This window comes from Bacillus massiliigorillae, assembly GCF_000380245.2.
Classification (GTDB): domain Bacteria; phylum Bacillota; class Bacilli; order Bacillales; family DSM-1321; genus Bacillus_AD; species Bacillus_AD massiliigorillae.
The window spans coordinates 18,445-36,481 of sequence record NZ_HG428742.1 but is presented as its reverse complement, the minus strand read 5'-3'; the positions used below and the strand labels follow the sequence as shown (position 1 = coordinate 36,481).

Sequence of the window (18,037 nt, the reverse complement as noted above, 5' to 3'; positions counted from 1 at the left end):
AGTAATTATAGTTAATATTAGGAATATTTCATTTTTTGTATGACCGTTTTGAAAGGGGATAGGACAAGTACATGGAGATAGAAAAACAAACAACTAGAAAAAGGATATTAGAAGCAGCCTATTACATAATTAAAACATTTGGTATCTCACGACTTACAATAGATGTAGTTTGTAAGGAAGCGGGATTAAGTAAGGGTGGATTTCTCTATCATTTTCCTTCAAAAGAAGCTCTTATTAAAGGTATGATAGATGATATGTATGGTCAGTATGTTGTGGAAATAGAAGATGAAATAGCAGCAGATAGTAACGATATCGGTAAGAATGCCCGAGCTTATTTGAAAGTAACTTTTTTAAATGAAGAAAATGAATTTCAGTTAAGTGCCGGTGTTTTAGCAGCACTTGTAAATACTCCTTCTCAGCTTGAACCTGTTAGAGATATTTATAAAGATTGGCAAGATAAAATGGAGAATGATAATATTGATCCTGCTATTGCAACGATATGTAGGCTTGCATCTGATGGGCTTTGGTATGCAGATTTATTTAATTTTGCACCATTAAAAGATCCAGATTTAAGACAACGTGTTTTATCAATACTTACAGATATGTCTAGAGGCAAATTAAACTATCAAAATAATGATGAGTAGGAATACAGCATTTATTGTTGTATTCCTTTTTTCATGCCTAACCTTACACATGCTATGCTCGTCTTATAAATGCTGTCTAGCTCCAGCGCCCAGCTCCTAGTGTGCTTCGCCATCCTCCCCCTACGATAAGTCAACATCGAATCGCCTAGGGTCTCTTCGTGTTGTCTAGTTCCGAACGCCATCGGCTCGAGGTCATAAGTCAATCAGTCCAGAAGGTTAAAAGCGACCTTCTAGCCAGCTCGCCTTATGCTTGTCACCGATAAACGGGCGTTCTCCACATTTCGGTTTTTCCTTTATCTAGGTTGGCGGCCTCCAGCACATACGGAGCTAAGCAGGGCGCTTGCGCTTTTCTTATTTACATTTATGAGAAAAAATAGAAAATAAGTTGACCACTATACCGTCTAGATGGTATAGTAATTTCATTATTCTGAATATTCTAGGTGTTTATCGTGAGTAGTTAACACCATTGGCATATTCGTTATAAAATTAAAAGGGGATGATTGCATGAGTACAATTCAAGAGAAATTAAACCATCGATACAGTGAGAATATAGAAGAGTCCTATACATTGCCTTCTCATTTTTATACTGATTCGGACATTTATAATCTTGAAATTGAAAACGTTTTCAATAAAGGGTGGTTATATGTTTGTCATAAAGAAAAAGTAGCTGAGCCTGGACAATATATGACGTTTGAAATATTTAATCAAAATATTTTCATTACAAAAGATAAGCAGCATAAAATAAATGCTTTTTATAATGTTTGTCCCCATAGAGGGCATGAATTGGTACAGGGGGAAGGAAAGAAATCCGTTATTACCTGCCCATATCATGCTTGGTCCTTCCAATTAGATGGAGCTTTCAATAATGGTCGTGCAGTTAAACAAATGAAAAATTTTGATGAGAAAGAAGTTTGTTTGAAGAGTATTAAAGTTGAGCTATTTTGCAATTTAATATTTATTAATTTTGATGAGAATGCTCCTAGTATGCAGAAGTTGTATCCAGATTTAGAGAAAGAAATCTATGAAAGACTACCTCAAGTAGATTCACTCACATTCTCGAAACGCTTATCCTACAATGTTAAAGCAAATTGGAAGAATATTAACGATAACTACTTAGAATGTCATCATTGTGCAGTTGCACATCCTCAATTTGTTCAAATGATTGATATGAACAACTATCAAATTCAAACATTTGATAACTATATCAAGCAAACTGGAATTGGCAAAAAGGGATATAATAATGAAGTTTTAGCAGTGGAAGAAAAGGATGTTCTTCAATATAACTCATATTGGTTATGGCCAAATGTAATGATTGATATTATGCCTGGAGAACCAGGAATGATTATTATGAATATCATTCCAATTAATGAAGAAGAATGTATTGAAATCTTTGACTTTTATTTTCTAAACAGTGAACCAACGGCTGAAGGTTGGGATAATATTGAATACCAAGATAAAGTTCTGAATATAGAGGATATCGTTTTAGTTGAAAGTGTACAAAGAGGACTGAAGTCAAGAGGATATACAGATGGTAGATATGTTGTAGATGAAGGTCGTTCTTGTATTAGTGAACATGGTGTACATCATTTTCATGGATTAGTCTTGAAAGCTCTGGAGTGTAAGAAGGAGCAATGATAGATAGTTTATCGCAGTAATGATACCTGAAAAATTGTATGCTGGGGGGCACTGATTAATATGGAAGAAAAAAATCAGTTGAAACGAAATTTAAAACTATGGCATATATTTGTACTAGGATTGGCACTACTTTGCCCAACAACAGTATTCGATACATATGGAATTGCAACAGGAATCAGTGGCGGGCATGTACCAACCGCTTATATGTTTACATTATTAGCAATCTTATTTACAGCATTTAGCTACGCCAATATGGTTAAAGTATATCCAGAGGCTGGATCTGCTTATTCTTATGTACAAAAAGTAATAGATCCTAACATTGGTTTTATGGTAGGTTGGGCTGCATTATGCGATTATATTTTTCTTCCAATGGTTTACGCCCTCTCAGTTCAAATCTATATGGGTGCGTTTTTTCCTTCAGTTCCTGTATGGATTTGGGTTTTTATAACGATGTTATTCTGTTCAGTGATGAATATCTTTAACACAAAAGTAACGGTTACTTTTAATACAATTTTTGTTATTTTACAAATCACAGTAGCTATAATTTTCGTAGCTCTTCTCATACAAGAAATTTTAAATGGCAATGGAACTGGACACGTTTTTTCCTTAGAACCTATATATTCAGCTAATTTAACATGGTCAACATTATTGGCAGGGTCAACGGTTCTTGCTTATTCATTTATAGGATTTGACGCTATTTCTACATTATCCGAAGATGCCATCCAACCTCAAAAGAATATACCACGAGCTATGGTTTTGTTAGCAGTATTTTTAGGTCTTTTATATACAACTATCACTTATTTCATGCAATCTGTATATCCCGATGTCTCCATGTTCAAGGATCCGGAAGCAGCTTCTGCCGAAATTGCTCAGCAAATAGGTGGATTACTATTTGCAACCGTCTTCTTAGCAACTGTAGTTACAGGGAGTATGGTAGGGGGAATCACAGCACAATTAAGTACAACGAGACTTCTGTATGCGATGGGAAGAGACGGAGTATTACCGAAAAAAATCTTCGGTTATGTTAATCCAAAAACGGGAGTTCCGGTTAATAATGTAATTATTTCTGGATTGTTTGGTATGACAGCTGTATTTTTTAGTCTTGTAACAGCTACTTCCTTTATTAGTTTTGGTGCATTTACTGCTTTTACTTTTGTTAATCTTTCCGTTATTATTCATTACATCGTAAAAAAGAAAGAGCGTTCTGTAAAAGCCCTTATATTCTATTTGCTTTTCCCACTTTTAGGATTAAGTTTCATCATTTTATTGTGGTTTAACATGGATAAACATGCTTTATATATGGGACTAATTTGGAATGTGATTGGTGTTGTGTATTTAATGAATATGACGAAAATGTTTAAAGTACCTCCACCAATACTAATCAGAGAAGAAAAAATTTGATTAAAATCTGGTGGTTTGGTTAAAAAACAGTAGTTTTAATCAAATTGAAAGCCAGCGTCTTTAGACGCTGGCTAATAGTTGTTTAGGATAAATAATTAATTTATATGAATTTCGTGTTGAATATCGATATCTAAGCGCTTTAACTTATAGTATAAACATTGTCTAGACAGATTTAATTCTTTAGCTGTTTTGTTCATATTGCCATTATTTCTTTTTAGAGCTTGTGTTAAAATATCTTTTTCAACTTCTAGCATCAATTGCTTATAATCGTTATTTTTTGGTACGATGATGGTCGGCATCGTATCAATTTTGGAGGTTTGTACTTGAAGAAATGCAGGTAAATGCTGCACTAATAAAGCTGAATCAGTTGGATCAACCATGTTCATTGCGTGCTCGATACAATGGCTTAATTCGCGAACATTTCCTGGCCAGTTATAATCTTCAAGAATATGAATAACTTCTTTAGATATTTCTTCAATCTTTCTTCCTAGAATTTTATTGTATTTATTAATATAGTGCCAAGATAGAGTTAGAATATCTCCCTCTCTTTTTCGTAAAGGTGGAGATTCTAATGTAACAACTGCTAATCTATAATAAAAATCACTTCTAAGTTTTTCATTTTCAATTGCTTCTTTAGGATCCGCATTCATCGCGCTAATAATCCGAGGATTTACAGGGATTTCTTTGTTTCCACCTACTCTTCGAATACGATTTGTTTCCAAGGCTCTTAATAGTTTTGATTGGAGTACAACACTCATTGAATTGAGTTCATCTAGAAAAAGAGTTCCATTCTTTGCTTCCTCGAATAATCCAGGTTTTTCTTGTGCCCCTGTAAATGCACCTTTACTGGTCCCAAATAGAATACTTTCTAATAGTGTATCTGGAATGGCAGAACAATTGACTGCGATAAAAGGTTCTTTAGCTCTAGAACTTTCATTGTGGATACTTTGAGCGAAGAGCTCTTTACCTGTCCCTGTTTCTCCCATAATCATGATACGTGATTCTGATCGAGCCATTTTTTTTGCTGTTTTAATGACGCTTTTCATACTTTCTCCAGAACAAATAATGTCGTCAAAGCAAAAATGAGTTCCGTTATTGTTCGTTCTCTGCAGCTGATTGTTAAGAGCTTTTTGAAGTTGAAGAACGGTGTCGGTAAGTGCTTGTATTTTACTAGTATCACGACTAACCGCAAATGAACCGATTACTTCTCGTCCTGAAAAAACCGGATAAATATCCATAATGAGTTCAACAGGATGACCAGTGGCTGAAGTGTATCTCAAAAGAGTATTTTTTAAAACGCGTTTTTCATTTAGTACTTTAATATGTACACTTTTTTGTTCACCTAATTTGTAAACATCCATCACATGTTTTCCTACTATATCATTAATGACGTAACCATCTAGTTTTTCAAAATCCTTTGATACGAAAACAATTTTACCCGTAGCGTCAACAATTGAAAAATAACAATCTTCCAAACAATCCAAGGAATTAATAACCAATTGAAATTCGTCTCTTAAATTTGTACAACTTTTTTTGGATTCGCTTAAGTTTACACGAGGTTTTGATAGTGTGCTTATGGTCATCTAATGCTCCTCCTTGATGTCATTTTCTGTTTTATAAAATGTTGAAATCATAATATGGAATTCTTTGTGATGATGTACGAATTACATCATTACAACATAAGAAATAACTACCAGATTAAAACCTGACAGTTATAACTTTAGATTGTTATTTTTATATAATCTTATTATAGAATGCATCACTTGATTTAACCGTTCGAATTCATTCAATAATGTGAACACTTTACTAAAATGAGAAGTATTTTTGAACGAATTGTATTAATAGAATATGAATGATTAAGGTCGAACATTATTATCCCAGTCAGATGTGATAAGTTAATGTGTTATTTCGAAAAAATAGGCAAATAAAAAGAGGGAAATCCAACAAGTAATTTGTAATCACTTGTTGGATTTCCCCCTTTAGCTGTTTTGTATCATTCGAAATGTGTTTTAACTAAACCTCAATTTTACTTAGTAGGCTAAAAAGGTGGATTTTTGGCGCTTTATATACTAACCAAGAGAATTTATATGGTATCTGATAATAATTGATTATTTTCCATAATAATCGGTTTTGAACTCTCTTTAGCAGCTTCTCCAGAGCTAGTGTCAAAACGTTTCATTAAATATTTGTATAGTTCCTTTTTTGTTTGGAACTTTGAAGCTTGGTAAGGCAATGCTGGGCCATATTTTTCAATGAACATATAGCCATCTTTTTCTTTTATAAGAACACCACTGTGCCCAATGAATACATTTTTGGTTTCAGGATAGTGTAAAAAGATATTAATCATAGATATTGATTTATTTTCAGTAAATGAGATTTCTCTTTCTTGCCATTCTTTCGTTATATTGTCTGCGTGTATTTTGACATTTGTAGTTTGTTCGGTTGGGATAGCAGAAAATAAATTGTCAAACGCCTTAACTTCTTGATCATTAAATTTAGCATACGGGTTTTTGTTGATTGTTTCTTCTAAATCGAAAATTAAATCTATATTATCTCCCGTAAATTCACTTTCCGATGTAACGAATTGTTCGAATAATCTGAATGATGTTATACGACAATTTACATCGAAATAGGGTAATTCTAATGAATTCCACTTTTTGCTTAGTTTATCTTCGTTATATGGCACCAATTGCGTTTGGATTGATGCAAAGCCGTTGGCATTTGGTTTTACAGGTCCCATCTTTAAATAATAATCTTTTATTGAGTTTGTAAATACGCTGATACTGTCATTTTTAATTCCTTGTTGTTTTAGTAAGGTAATAACCTCTTGTAATGTTTTATGATCATTGAAATTGGAATATGTGAGCGATGATGCTTGACTCTCTTGCTTACTGCCCTCAATCGATTTATTTTGATTGCTATTTTCGCATCCTACAAATACTAATGCGGCTGAAATAATAACTGGTACATATATTTTTTTAATCATAATTCTCTCCTTCACTGATTAATGAGTCTATACGTAAAACGAGAGATTAGTAGAAAAAGTTTTAGGGATTATATGGTAAAGGGTCTATGAGTTTATGATGAGATTTTAAATGGCTAATTTTTATTGCTACTCAAACTTTTATATGTTTTGCATGTGTGAAATCTTATAAAGGAATAGTATTAGGGCATGTTTTGAAGATTATAGTAAAAACATGTTTTTTATGGGATTGTTACAAAATCGATACTCAAAATATCTTAATAACTAAAATTAATGGAATATTACTAATACATAATGTATAGTCACATTCTAGGTTTTTGTTGAAATTTAATTTTAAAATAAAAAATATATATTGAAATTAAATTTCATGTGTTGCATAATCTAATTGTGAAAACGATAACAAAACTACGAGGTGAAACACCAGTGTTAAAAAACTTAACGACAGAAACAAGAAATGAACGAACAATGAATTTAGATGAAATGCCTATACATGACTTTTTAACAGTAATGAACGAGGAAGATGCTAAGGTTGCTCAAGCCGTGAAACAAGAAATTCCTCAAATTGCGAAAGCGGTTGAAAAGATAATTGCTTCCTTCAAAAAGGGAGGACGTTTAATTTACATCGGAGCTGGAACGAGCGGAAGAATCGGATTGCTTGATGCAGTGGAATGTCCACCGACATTTGGAACAAAGCCAGAAGAAGTAGTTGGCTTAATCGCAGGTGGAGAAAAAGCATTCATCAAGGCTGTAGAAGGTGCTGAAGATAGTAAAGAATTAGCATATGAAGATTTAAAAACGATTCAACTTACAGATAAAGATGTATTAGTTGGAATCGCGGCTAGTGGACGTACACCATATGTAATTGGCGGACTAGAGTATGCAAAAGAAATTGGTGCACAAACGATTGCAGTTAGCTGTAATAAGAATTCTGCAGTTGGTCAAGCTGCTGAAGTAGCGATTGAAGTTGTAAATGGTCCTGAAGTATTAACGGGTTCTACAAGATTGAAAGCTGGTACTTCTCAAAAGCTTATTTGCAACATGCTATCAACGGCTTCAATGGTTGGATTCGGTAAAGTTTATGGAAACTTAATGGTTGATGTGCAACTGACAAATGAAAAGCTAGTTGAACGTGCAAAGCGTATCGTTATGGAAGCAACTTCTTGTGATTATGCAACAGCTGAAGAATATTTAGTGAAAGCAAATCAACATCCGAAAGCTGCAATCATAATGATTTTAACTGGATTCACACATGAAGAAGCAGTTGAACGATTAGAGAAGACAGATGGCTTTGTTCGTAAAGCGATTCAATAATCACAAAAGGGGGAAGTACCATGAGTAAATATAAAACAATGGCGAAAGAAATATTAGAAGCCGTTGGTGGTATTGATAATGTAACATCATATGCACATTGTATGACTCGTTTAAGAGTAGCGGTAGTAGACCGTAGCTTAATAGATGAAGAAAAAATAAAGAAAATCAGTGGCGTTCTTGGTGTAGTAGATGATGAGACATATCAAATTATTCTGGGACCAGGAGTAGTTGTTAAAACAACGGAACAATTTGGTATCCTTGTCGAAGAATTAAGAAAAGGAAATAACGGAGCAGCAAGTTCAGAAAATTTACAAGCTAAAGGTTCTGATATTAAAGCTCAATTAAAGAAGAAAAATAATACACCTTTCAAGAACTTTTTAAGAAAAGTCGGTAGTATTTTTATACCATTAATTCCAGCGTTTGTTGGTGCTGGTTTAATTGCTGGGGTTGCTTCTATTCTTGCAAACAACATTACAGCAGGAAATTTAGACGGAGAAACTTGGCAACAATACGTAACAGTTCTTAATGTTATCAAAAATGCAATTTTTAGTTATTTAGCGATTTATGTTGGTATTAATGCAGCTAAAGAGTTTGGCGCTACTCCTGCACTTGGTGGAGTAATTGGTGGTATTACATTATTAAATGGAACATCACCAGACCTAATAATTACAAATGTTTTTACCGGAGACCCTTTGGCTGCTGGACAGGGTGGAATTATCGGAGTTCTACTTGCAGTTTACTTGTTAGCGTTAGTTGAAAAAGCATTACGTAAAGTTATTCCTGATGCAGTAGATATCATTGTTACACCAACAATTGCGTTATTTATTGTTGGTCTTGCTACAATTTTCTTATTAATGCCGTTTGCAGGATTTATTTCTGATAACTTAATCGGTGCGATTAATTGGACATTAGAACGTGGTGGAATGTTCTCTGGTTTCGTACTTGGAACAGCATTCTTACCACTTGTAATGCTTGGATTACACCAAGTATTGACACCAATTCATATTGAATTAATCAATACAACAGGAAGCACAGGTTTACTTCCAATCCTTGCAATGGCAGGAGCTGGACAAGTTGGTGCTGCAATTGCAATATGGATGCGTTGTCGTAAAAATAAATCATTATCTAATATGATTAAAGGTGCCCTACCAGTTGGTGTCTTAGGAATTGGTGAGCCGTTAATCTACGGTGTAACATTGCCACTTGGACGCCCGTTTATTACAGCTTGTATCGGTGGTGGTATCGGTGGTGCCGTAATCGGAATGCTTGGACATGTAGGAGCCATTGCGATTGGACCATCTGGAATGGCGTTAATTCCATTAATCGCAGGTGGTATGTGGATGAAATATATAATTGGTTTAGCTGCTGGGTATGCTGGAGGATTTGTATTAACGTACTTCTTCGGTGTTCCAAAAGAAGCTATGATTGAACAAGAATAGAACTAATATGAGGGACTGGTACAAATAAATTGTAGCCAGTCCTTTTCTTATAAAAAAGAGGTGTAGTTAATGTTAGGTATATCTATTTTTTTAGCAGATCGTTCGTTTGAAGAGAATTATGAATATATGAAGCAAATGAAGAGTGCCGGATTTAATGAGATTTTTACGACTCTTCATATGCCAGAGGATGATATTGAAGTATTAAAGGAACGATTAATTCAAATCGGTGCTGCTGCGAAAGAGCTTGATATGAAGATAATGGCTGATATTTCTGGCAAAGTACTTCAGCAATTTTCTATTGTAGAATTAATGAAAACAGGCATTACAGGTTTACGTATGGATTTTGGTTTTAGCGCTAAAGCAATCGCAGATTTAACTCAAGAAATGAAGATTGCTCTTAATGCTAGCACGATTACTTCGGATTTTTTATCGGAGCTTAGGAGATTTGGTATGTGCAATGAAAATATTGAAGCATGGCACAACTATTGATTTACCGGCAGATGAAAAAGTAAATGTTCTTGGAGTTGTCATTGAAGAAGATTTACCTTTATTACAATATGTGAAAAAAGGTGGAAGTCGCTTTTCATTTCATGGGTATGAAATGTTATAGTAAATAGGAGAAAAGTGTATAAGAAGGTGAAACCTGTTTTGCATAGCAGTATATTATCCCGAATTGAAACAATGATTAATGAACTTCCAATTTCAGAACAGACAATTGGTAAATATATTTTAGCTCATCCAGCGTCTATCGTGAAAATGACGATACATGAATTAGCGGAAAATGCTGGTGGAAGCAGCGCTGCTGTTGTTCGTTTCTGCCGATCAATCGGATTAGACGGATTTCCAGATTTGAAAATTAGATTATCGGCTGAGTCAAAATCTCCGAAAAAACCGAGTAATTATGATATAGAACGTGATGAAAATGCGGAATCTGTTATTGAAAAGCTAGTATCTTTAACGGTACAAACATTATATAATACAGCATCTCAACTGAATCGAGATGTTATTGAAGAAAGTGTAAAACTCATCAAGCAAGCATCTGTCATTTATGTGTATGGAATTGGAGCTTCAACAATTGTTGCCCAAGATTTTGCGCAGAAATGGATGCGATTAGGTAAGCATGTTGTGACCAATACAGATACGCATGTAATGGCGATGGCAATGGCGGTTGCACCAGCTGATAGTGTATGTGTTAGCATTTCTTATTCTGGTGAGACACCAGAAGTTCTTCAGCTAACGCATATTGCTAAAGAACAAGACATGAAAGTTATCGGTATTTCTCGATTTAGCCAGAATAAGTTATCACAGCTTGCTGATTATATGTTATATACAGCACAAGCGCCAGAAGCCGAATTGCGTACAGCTGCAACTAGCTCACGTATGGCTCAGTTATTGGTTATTGATGTATTGTTCTTTACATATGCAACAGAGCAATATGATTATACAATCGAACAGTTAACAAAAACGCGTCAAGTTATTGATCAATATAAAAGAAAAAAATAGCTTTTTCATAGTGAATGTATTGGATGAAATAAACAGCCAGTTCTATTATGGGGAAAGTAACAAATGGATGTCTCAAAAGTAATTTTTAGTTGCTTTCGGAACATCCTTCTTTTTTAGATGATCTGTATATTTTTAGGGGCTCACATAGAATGACATTGTTGATTAAATATTTTTTAATTTTATATATTAATATAATTTAAAGTAAGCTAATTTTTCCTGATGTAATTCTTTAATTATGATAATCTAAGGTAAGACAATTAGTCGAATAAAAGAGTATAGAAAAGGAGTATAAAAGATAGAAAATGCGTAAGAACAAATTTGTAGTCATCATGCTGTTGCTAAACATCTTTATTGTGTTTTTAGGTATTGGGTTAATCGTACCAATCATGCCGACCTTCATTGATGAAATGCATCTTTCAGGAAGCATAATGGGGTATATGATGGCCGCTTTCTCACTTACACAATTCATTATGTCGCCATTTGCTGGTAAATGGATTGATCGTTTTGGTAGAAAAATAATGATAGTAGTCGGTCTATTTATTTTTTCTCTTTCAGAACTGATTTTTGGTTTAGGAACGGATGTATCGGTGTTATTCCTGTCGAGAATTTTGGGTGGGGTTAGTGCGGCATTCATTATGCCTGGGGTAACAGCATTCATGGCTGATATTACTACCGTTGAAGAACGTGCGAAGTCAATGGGGTACATTTCTGCTGCTATTAGTTTAGGATTTATCATAGGTCCAGGTATTGGTGGATTTGTCGCTGAATTTGGTGTGAGAGCACCATTTTACTTTGCTGCGGTTATTGCGTTTATTGTTGCAGTCATTTCATTAATTATCTTGAAAGAACCATTGACGAAAGAGCAATTAAGTGAACGAGCAGCTATTAGTGCAAAGAGCAATTTCTTTAAAGAAATTTTGAAGTCTTTCAAGCCTATGTATTTAATAGCATTTGTTATTGTTTTCGTGTTGGCTTTCGGTCTTTCGGCGTATGAAACAGTGTTTAGTCTGTTCTCAGATCATAAGTTTGGCTTTGTTCCAAGAGATATCGCTACTATTCTAACAATTTCATCGATCATAGCTGTAATCGCTCAACTATTTATCTTTGATAAAATGGTGAATATAATGGGTGAGAAGAAGCTTATTCAACTTTGCTTAGTTGTAGGGGCTTTTTGTGCAGTAGTATCAACTGTTGTTGGACATTTTGGGGTTATTCTTTTAAACACTTGCATCATTTTCTTGGCGTTTGATATTTTACGACCAGCATTAACGACATTTCTTTCACGAATGGCTGGTAGTGATCAAGGTTTCGTAGCTGGAATGAATTCAGCGTATACGAGTTTGGGTAATATTATAGGTCCAACAATGGCAGGTATTTTGTTTGATGTGAATATTAATTTCCCATATCTTTTTTCAGCGCTCATATTAGTAATTGGTTTAGTAATTACGTTATTTTGGCGTGAAAGACAGTTTGTAAAAACAGCTTAATTACAGAAACAAGCCCCTTTAAGGGGCTTGTTTCTGTTTCAAAGATAAGAATATATATAGTTTGGTGAGGTGTCTAACCTTACACCTGCTATGCTCGGCAATAAGCCAACCTGTTTTGAAAACCAAGTGCGAGTTTTCAAGAACAGCTCGTCTTAGACATGTTGTCTAGCGCAAGCGCCCAGCGACTAGTAGATTTCGCCCATCTCCCTACGATAAGTCAACATCGAATCGTCTACCGCCTCTTCGTGTTGTCTAGTTCCGAACGCCATCGGCTCGAGGTCATAAGTCAATCAGTCCAGAAGGTTAAAAGCGACCTTCTAGCCAGCTTGCCTTATGCTTGTCACCGATAAACGGGCGTTCTCCACATTTCGGTTTTTCCTTTATCGAAAGAAGAGTGCTCCAATCTATACGTCGCCTAACGGGCGCTTGCGCTTTTCTTATTTAAATCAATTTTTCATCAAGCATTGCAATAAATTCTTTTGCTGCCGGTGATAGATGTATACCTTTTTGATACACGTATCGGATTCCTCTTCGAAAATGAATTCCTTTAATAGGGATTTCTACTAATATCCCACTTTCAATTTCTTGTTTAATAGCTAGGCTAGAAACAACAGATATACCTAGACCGTGGATGACAGCTTGTTTAATAGCTTCTAAATTGCTAATTTCCATATAATTTGGAAAGATAAATCCATACTTTTTAAATTCTTCTTCTAAATAACTTCGGGTAGCTGATTTATTAGGTTTTAAAATCCATGTTTCATCGACTAAATCTGTTAAAGTGCAAGAATCTTTTTGAGCAAGAGGATGATGCTTGTTGGCGATTAAAACGAGTTCATCTTGATAAAAAGTTTTACAATGGAATCGATTTTCATCAATGGGTATGCGATCAGATAATACGAGAAACTCTACTTTGTGCGTTTCTAACATTTGGATTAAATGATTTGAAGAAATAATATTCATGTTGATTTTTATGCCAGGATATTTGTGATTAAAATCACTGAGTATAGCTGAAAGAAGGTATACTCCAACAAAATTACTTGCCCCATATGAGAGAGTTCCGTGACTTAAGTTATCGAGCTGTTTAATATGCTCTTTAGATGTGTGTAATAGATTAATAATTTGCTCTGCGTAGGGTTTAAAATGTTCCCCCTGTGTAGTTAAATATAGCTTTTTTCCAATACGATCAAACAATGGGAATCCTAAATCTCTTTCTAAACTTTGAATCTGCATACTGACTGATGGTTGTGAACAATACAATTGTTCAGCTGCTTCTGTGAAATTTAAACATTCCGATAGTGTAATGAAGGTTTGTAGTTTTGTTAAGCATTAAAGAAGAGACAAGCTTTCAAGATGTAATGAGTACATTAAAGGATGAATTGAAGAAATTAGGCTCATTTTCTTTAGATGAGAAAAAAGCATGTGCCATCTTTATTCTTACAGTTCTTCTATGGGCTACTGGTGATTACCATGAAGCTTGGTTTGGCTTTGAAATAAGCACAGAGCAAACAGCTGTTATTGCGGGGCTTCTATGTTTAATGCCTAAAGTAGGTCTTTTAACATGGAAAGATGCGAATATTAAGTGGGAATTGATGATTTTTGCAGCAGGTGCATATGCCGTAGGTAATGCGCTAGATGATACAGGTGGAGCTGTTTGGATTATTAATAAAGTAGTAAATGGATTAGGTATGGAAAATATGAACCATGCCATGGTTGCTGTAGTAGTTATCTTTCTCAGTATGTATAGCCATCTTATTTTCACAAGTAAAACGGTCAGAGTTACGATTCTAATTCCAGCTTTCATAGCTTTAGCGAAAACATTAGGTATGGACCCTGTACCTCTTGCATTAGCATCAGCTATGACAATGACTTTTACTATTACACTTCCGCCACATTCAAAAGTAAATACAATTTATTTCGGTACAGGTTTCTTTACGGTTTTAGATCAAATTAAATATGCAATTGTAACATGCTTTATCGGTGCAACTATGATCAGCATTGCTTATTTCACTTGGTTTAAAGTGCTGGGATTATAATCTTAGGAGGAACTATTTATGCTAAAAAGAAAAGTAATTATGGCGATAGCAGATGGACTAGGCGACCGTCCAAATTCATCACTAGGCTCAAAAACGCCATTAGAATATGCTCGAACACCTAATTTAGACCACTTAGCTACTGAAGGAATAACAGGTATGATGAATCCAATTAGCTCTGGTATTCCGGTTGGAACAGATATGGGGCACCTTATTCTTTTCGGATATCAACCTCAGCATTATCCAGGAAGAGGACCTATTGAAGCACTAGGTATTGGCATGGAAATACAGCCTGGAGATATTGTGTTTAGATGTAATTTTGCTACAGTTGACGATAATGGCATAGTTGTTGATCGACGTGCAGGGAGAATTCGAGAGAAAACAGATCAAATTGCAGAAGTAATTAATGGTATGGAGCTTGAAAAAGGCGTTGAAGTTTATTTTAAGCAAGCAACGGAACATAGAGCTGTGCTATGTTTACGTGGGGAAGGATTGAGTGATAAAATAAGCGATTCTGATCCTAAAGCGCCGAATGATGGGAAACCATATCATCAAGTAGAAGCATTGGACTCTTCAGCAGAAGCTCAAAGAACGGCTGATTTAGTTAATTTATTTCTTAAGAAAACGCATGAAATTTTATTATCTCATCCTGTAAATGAGGAACGTATAGCAGAAGGGAAGCTACCAGCGAATTTTATCTTAACAAGAGGAGCTGGACAGATGGCTCATCTTGAACCAATTACACAACAGCTTAACTTAAAAGGTAGTTGTATCGCAGGTGAAGGAACGGTTTTAGGTGTTGCCCAATTGGCCGGATATAATGCGATTACAGATGCAAGTATGACTGGAAATATTGATACTAATATAGCTTTAAAAGCACATTTAACTATTGAAGAAATAGTGAATAATGATATTGTTTATGTTCACTTGAAAGCTCCAGATATTAAAGGTCATGATAATGAACCATTTGAAAAAGCTGAAGCAATTGAATTATTTGATCAGATGGTGGGAATGATTCTACAAGATTTACCTGAAGATGTATACATAGCTTTAGCAGCAGATCATTCCACTCCTTGTGAAGTTGGAGAGCATACTGGTGAACCTGTCCCTATTTTGATTTATGGTCCAAGCATTCGAAGAGATCGAATCGAGCAATATAATGAGATTGATTGTGCTCATGGTGGTCTTGGCCATTTATCCGGGGAAGAGTTTGTAAGAACGCTACATGGATTGATGGGATTTAGTTAAAAAACAAGGGAATTAGCAGATAGTATATATTTTTGTTATTGTGAGAAAGTATTTGTAGAAGAATTTATTACGACATACACAAGATTGACAATAATTGAATAGTATGTAATTATTAAGGCAAATATATGGAAGGGAAAAGGTATCTAATATAATGAAGTACTAATCTTATCTAATAAACAGTTAATCTAAATAATTTTTTAATGGGCATAAGAGGAGAACTCTGTCTAAGTGACCTCATTTACTTGTTGTTTCTGAATAAGTAAGTAGGGTGTACGTGTACAGGTGAGTCTGCTAATTATCCATTTGAATTTTGACATGATTTTTGTTTAGAGATGAGATTCGTTCGTTCATTTATAGATACTAATTCCTTACACGTATACTTCATGCTGTTTAGACTTTCATAGATGAAGTATGTTTATTTGTGTATCCATAATTAGTAACGGATGAACTCTCTCTAATCATTAGAGGGGGTTTTTTTATGTTGTTTTTAAAAGGAAAAGCATTGAAAAAAAGTTATGGTGATCGTGATATTTTAATAAATGAATCATTAGCTATATACAATCATGATTGTATCGGATTAGTCGGCAAGAATGGTGAAGGCAAGTCCACTTTGCTCTCAATATTAGCCGGTATTCAAGAGCCTGATTCTGGCCACATTGAAAGATGCGGGACGGTGGCATATATTCCACAGATTGAAGAAACAGAACAGGAGATAAGTGCCTTGCTGGCGAGTAAATGGCAGTTGCCAGATGAAGAACAAGAGGTCATAAGTGGTGGCGAACATACACGTAGAAAAATAGCAGCGGCACTAACATCAAATGCGAATGTTCTTATTGCGGATGAACCAACTAGTCATTTAGATGTTGTAGGGATAGAACAGCTTGAAGAGAATTTACAGTCCTTTCGGGGAGCGCTATTACTTACTTCACACGATAAGGCTTTTTTAAATAAATTGTGTACGAAAATATGGGAAATAGAACAAGGCAAACTTACTGAGTATGAAGGTAATTATGATGAGTATATGAAGCAAAAGGAGAAGAAAAAAGAGAAAGAGTATAAAGAATACGAAGAGTATGTTCATGAAAAAAATCGATTAACGAAAGCTGCTCAAAATTTACAAGTTAAATCACATTCATTAAAGAAAGCACCAAGCCGTATGGGGAATTCTGAAGCAAGACTCCATAAGCGTAGCTCTGAGGATATGAAGGCAAAATTAAATCGTTCCGTACAAGCAATGGGAACGAGAATTGAGAAACTAGAGAAAAAAGAAAAACCAAAAGAAGAAGAGGCTATTGTTTTTGATATAGCAGACTTTCCTGCTTTGCATAGTAAACGGGCGATTCAGTTTAATGGTTGTTCATTGAAGATAGGGCCTACCTTGTTAAAGGAACATATTTATGGAGATGTACCTACAAAAAGTAGGCTCGCTATTATTGGGGAAAATGGTTCGGGAAAAACCACATTATTAAATAAAATGGTAGAACGTCAAACGGATATCTCTGTCGCAAAGCCAGCGAAAATTGGTTTTTTCGCTCAGCATCAGGAGAACTTAATTGAAACAAAAACGATATTGGAAAATATTTCAGAAGACAGTCCCTATAATCAATCGTTTATTCGAACAGTATTATCAAGGTTAGCTTTCAAAAGAGAAGATGTTCATAAGCAGGTTTCAGTTTTAAGTGGTGGAGAACGAGTGAGAGCTTCTTTAGCGAAAGTATTTCTGGGGAACTACAATGTATTAATGCTTGATGAACCTACAAACTATTTGGACATTCATACGAAGGAAGCATTGATTGAAGTTTTGAAAGCATATCCAGGCACGATAGTATTTGTTACGCATGACCGTTCTTTAGTGAAGTCACTCGCAACTCATACTCTTTCATTCGATGATGATAATCCAAGAGTAAGAGCGGTGACTCAACAACCTAGTAATAAAGATAAAAGCACAGAAGTTCAGCATCAGGAAGATGAACTTCTTGCGATTGAAGTACAAATTATTGATGTGCTTGGTAAACTTTCAACAGCGGTGAATGAAGAGGAAAAACAGGTGCTAGATAAAAAATTTCAGGAATTATTGAAGAAGAAAAAGCAATTGACGAAGAATACACTTATTTAGTGAAATCATCTAAGAAATAAAGCGAAAAAAGGCTGTTTTGAAAGTCGCATAAATGCTACTTTTGAACAGCCTTTTTTTAATGTGCAACATATATATTTTTTAAGGTAAGTGAAAAAAGATGGATTAGTAATTTAGTAGAGTTTTTGAAAAAATATGTATAATATAATGCCTCATCATTCTATTACTGTTAAGATTGTATAGTGGTACATACAACGAAATATATTTTGGATAAGGAGG

15 protein-coding genes are annotated in these 18,037 nt (G+C 34.8%); 12 read left to right on the top strand and 3 right to left on the bottom strand.

The window, feature by feature from the left end; all coding sequences use genetic code 11:
• The first annotated feature begins 71 nt into the window (after positions 1–71).
• The 3 genes from TX86_RS16510 (at position 72) to TX86_RS16500 (ending at position 3,680) form a co-directional block, all read left to right on the top strand.
• Entirely contained in the window at positions 72–644 is a 573-nt protein-coding gene (locus TX86_RS16510; RefSeq protein WP_042350635.1) for a TetR/AcrR family transcriptional regulator, read from the top strand.
• A gap of 504 nt (positions 645–1,148) precedes the next feature.
• On the top strand, positions 1,149–2,279 hold the full coding sequence (locus TX86_RS16505; RefSeq protein ID WP_042350633.1) for an aromatic ring-hydroxylating oxygenase subunit alpha: 1,131 nt from the start codon (positions 1,149–1,151) through the stop codon (positions 2,277–2,279).
• 60 nt (positions 2,280–2,339) lie between these two features.
• The gene (locus TX86_RS16500) at positions 2,340–3,680 is read left to right on the top strand and encodes an APC family permease (protein WP_042350632.1); all 1,341 of its coding nucleotides are present in this window, start codon (positions 2,340–2,342) and stop codon (positions 3,678–3,680) included.
• A gap of 95 nt (positions 3,681–3,775) precedes the next feature.
• Here the strand turns inward: TX86_RS16500 and TX86_RS16495 are convergent, their stop codons facing one another.
• Together TX86_RS16495 and TX86_RS16490 are read right to left on the bottom strand one after the other, a co-directional pair.
• Entirely contained in the window at positions 3,776–5,263 is a 1,488-nt protein-coding gene (locus TX86_RS16495) for a sigma-54 interaction domain-containing protein (protein WP_042350631.1), read from the bottom strand.
• Positions 5,264–5,763: 500 nt separating this feature from the next.
• On the bottom strand, positions 5,764–6,666 hold the full coding sequence (locus TX86_RS16490) for a DUF4300 family protein (RefSeq protein WP_052343712.1): 903 nt from the start codon (positions 6,664–6,666) through the stop codon (positions 5,764–5,766).
• A 420-nt stretch (positions 6,667–7,086) separates the two neighbouring features.
• Between TX86_RS16490 and murQ the strand changes: the two genes are divergently transcribed.
• The 6 genes from murQ to TX86_RS16465 all read left to right on the top strand — a co-directional run bounded on the left by murQ (position 7,087) and on the right by TX86_RS16465 (position 12,403).
• Complete coding sequence (gene murQ / locus TX86_RS16485) at positions 7,087–7,974, top strand: N-acetylmuramic acid 6-phosphate etherase (protein WP_042350628.1); 888 nt, start codon at positions 7,087–7,089, stop codon at positions 7,972–7,974.
• 20 nt (positions 7,975–7,994) lie between these two features.
• Positions 7,995–9,413 carry a PTS transporter subunit EIIC gene (locus TX86_RS16480; RefSeq protein WP_042350626.1) on the top strand — a complete coding sequence of 473 codons (1,419 nt, stop codon included), beginning with the start codon at positions 7,995–7,997 and terminating at the stop codon, positions 9,411–9,413.
• Between the two features lie 69 nt (positions 9,414–9,482).
• Positions 9,483–9,902 (top strand): MupG family TIM beta-alpha barrel fold protein, encoded by a 420-nt coding sequence (locus TX86_RS16475; protein ID WP_042351176.1) that lies wholly within the window; start codon positions 9,483–9,485, stop codon positions 9,900–9,902.
• Entirely contained in the window at positions 9,871–10,023 is a 153-nt protein-coding gene (locus tag TX86_RS26770; protein WP_195892919.1) for a phospho-sugar glycosidase domain-containing protein, read from the top strand. The genes TX86_RS16475 and TX86_RS26770 overlap by 32 nt, the downstream gene beginning before the upstream one ends.
• A gap of 38 nt (positions 10,024–10,061) precedes the next feature.
• Complete coding sequence (locus TX86_RS16470) at positions 10,062–10,916, top strand: MurR/RpiR family transcriptional regulator (protein ID WP_230203669.1); 855 nt, start codon at positions 10,062–10,064, stop codon at positions 10,914–10,916.
• A 302-nt stretch (positions 10,917–11,218) separates the two neighbouring features.
• Positions 11,219–12,403 (top strand): MFS transporter, encoded by a 1,185-nt coding sequence (locus tag TX86_RS16465; RefSeq protein ID WP_042350625.1) that lies wholly within the window; start codon positions 11,219–11,221, stop codon positions 12,401–12,403.
• 441 nt (positions 12,404–12,844) lie between these two features.
• On the opposite strand, the gene TX86_RS16460 is transcribed toward TX86_RS16465, so the two are convergent.
• Positions 12,845–13,708, bottom strand: a complete 864-nt coding sequence (locus tag TX86_RS16460; protein ID WP_042350623.1) for a LysR substrate-binding domain-containing protein — start codon at positions 13,706–13,708, stop codon at positions 12,845–12,847.
• Between the two features lie 14 nt (positions 13,709–13,722).
• Between TX86_RS16460 and TX86_RS16455 the strand changes: the two genes are divergently transcribed.
• The 3 genes from TX86_RS16455 to abc-f all read left to right on the top strand — a co-directional run bounded on the left by TX86_RS16455 (position 13,723) and on the right by abc-f (position 17,800).
• Positions 13,723–14,439 carry an SLC13 family permease gene (locus TX86_RS16455; RefSeq protein ID WP_230203668.1) on the top strand — a complete coding sequence of 239 codons (717 nt, stop codon included), beginning with the start codon at positions 13,723–13,725 and terminating at the stop codon, positions 14,437–14,439.
• Between the two features lie 18 nt (positions 14,440–14,457).
• A complete protein-coding gene (locus TX86_RS16450) occupies positions 14,458–15,684 on the top strand; it encodes a 2,3-bisphosphoglycerate-independent phosphoglycerate mutase (RefSeq protein ID WP_154663148.1) in 1,227 nt (408 codons plus the stop codon).
• Between the two features lie 478 nt (positions 15,685–16,162).
• A complete protein-coding gene (gene abc-f / locus TX86_RS16445; protein ID WP_042350619.1) occupies positions 16,163–17,800 on the top strand; it encodes a ribosomal protection-like ABC-F family protein in 1,638 nt (545 codons plus the stop codon).
• Positions 17,801–18,037 lie beyond the last annotated feature (237 nt).

What these genes read in the sequence shown, in the direction of transcription:
- TX86_RS16510 (WP_042350635.1), top strand. Translation starts at nt 72, where the DNA reads ATGGAGATAGAAAAACAAACAACTAGAAAAAGGATATTAGAAGCAGCC.
- TX86_RS16505 (WP_042350633.1), top strand. Translation starts at nt 1,149, where the DNA reads ATGAGTACAATTCAAGAGAAATTAAACCATCGATACAGTGAGAATATA.
- TX86_RS16500 (WP_042350632.1), top strand. Translation starts at nt 2,340, where the DNA reads ATGGAAGAAAAAAATCAGTTGAAACGAAATTTAAAACTATGGCATATA.
- TX86_RS16495 (WP_042350631.1), bottom strand. Translation starts at nt 5,263, where the DNA reads ATGACCATAAGCACACTATCAAAACCTCGTGTAAACTTAAGCGAATCC.
- TX86_RS16490 (WP_052343712.1), bottom strand. Translation starts at nt 6,666, where the DNA reads ATGATTAAAAAAATATATGTACCAGTTATTATTTCAGCCGCATTAGTA.
- TX86_RS16480 (WP_042350626.1), top strand. Translation starts at nt 7,995, where the DNA reads ATGAGTAAATATAAAACAATGGCGAAAGAAATATTAGAAGCCGTTGGT.
- TX86_RS16475 (WP_042351176.1), top strand. Translation starts at nt 9,483, where the DNA reads ATGTTAGGTATATCTATTTTTTTAGCAGATCGTTCGTTTGAAGAGAAT.
- TX86_RS26770 (WP_195892919.1), top strand. Translation starts at nt 9,871, where the DNA reads ATGAAAATATTGAAGCATGGCACAACTATTGATTTACCGGCAGATGAA.
- TX86_RS16465 (WP_042350625.1), top strand. Translation starts at nt 11,219, where the DNA reads ATGCGTAAGAACAAATTTGTAGTCATCATGCTGTTGCTAAACATCTTT.
- TX86_RS16450 (WP_154663148.1), top strand. Translation starts at nt 14,458, where the DNA reads ATGCTAAAAAGAAAAGTAATTATGGCGATAGCAGATGGACTAGGCGAC.
- abc-f (WP_042350619.1), top strand. Translation starts at nt 16,163, where the DNA reads ATGTTGTTTTTAAAAGGAAAAGCATTGAAAAAAAGTTATGGTGATCGT.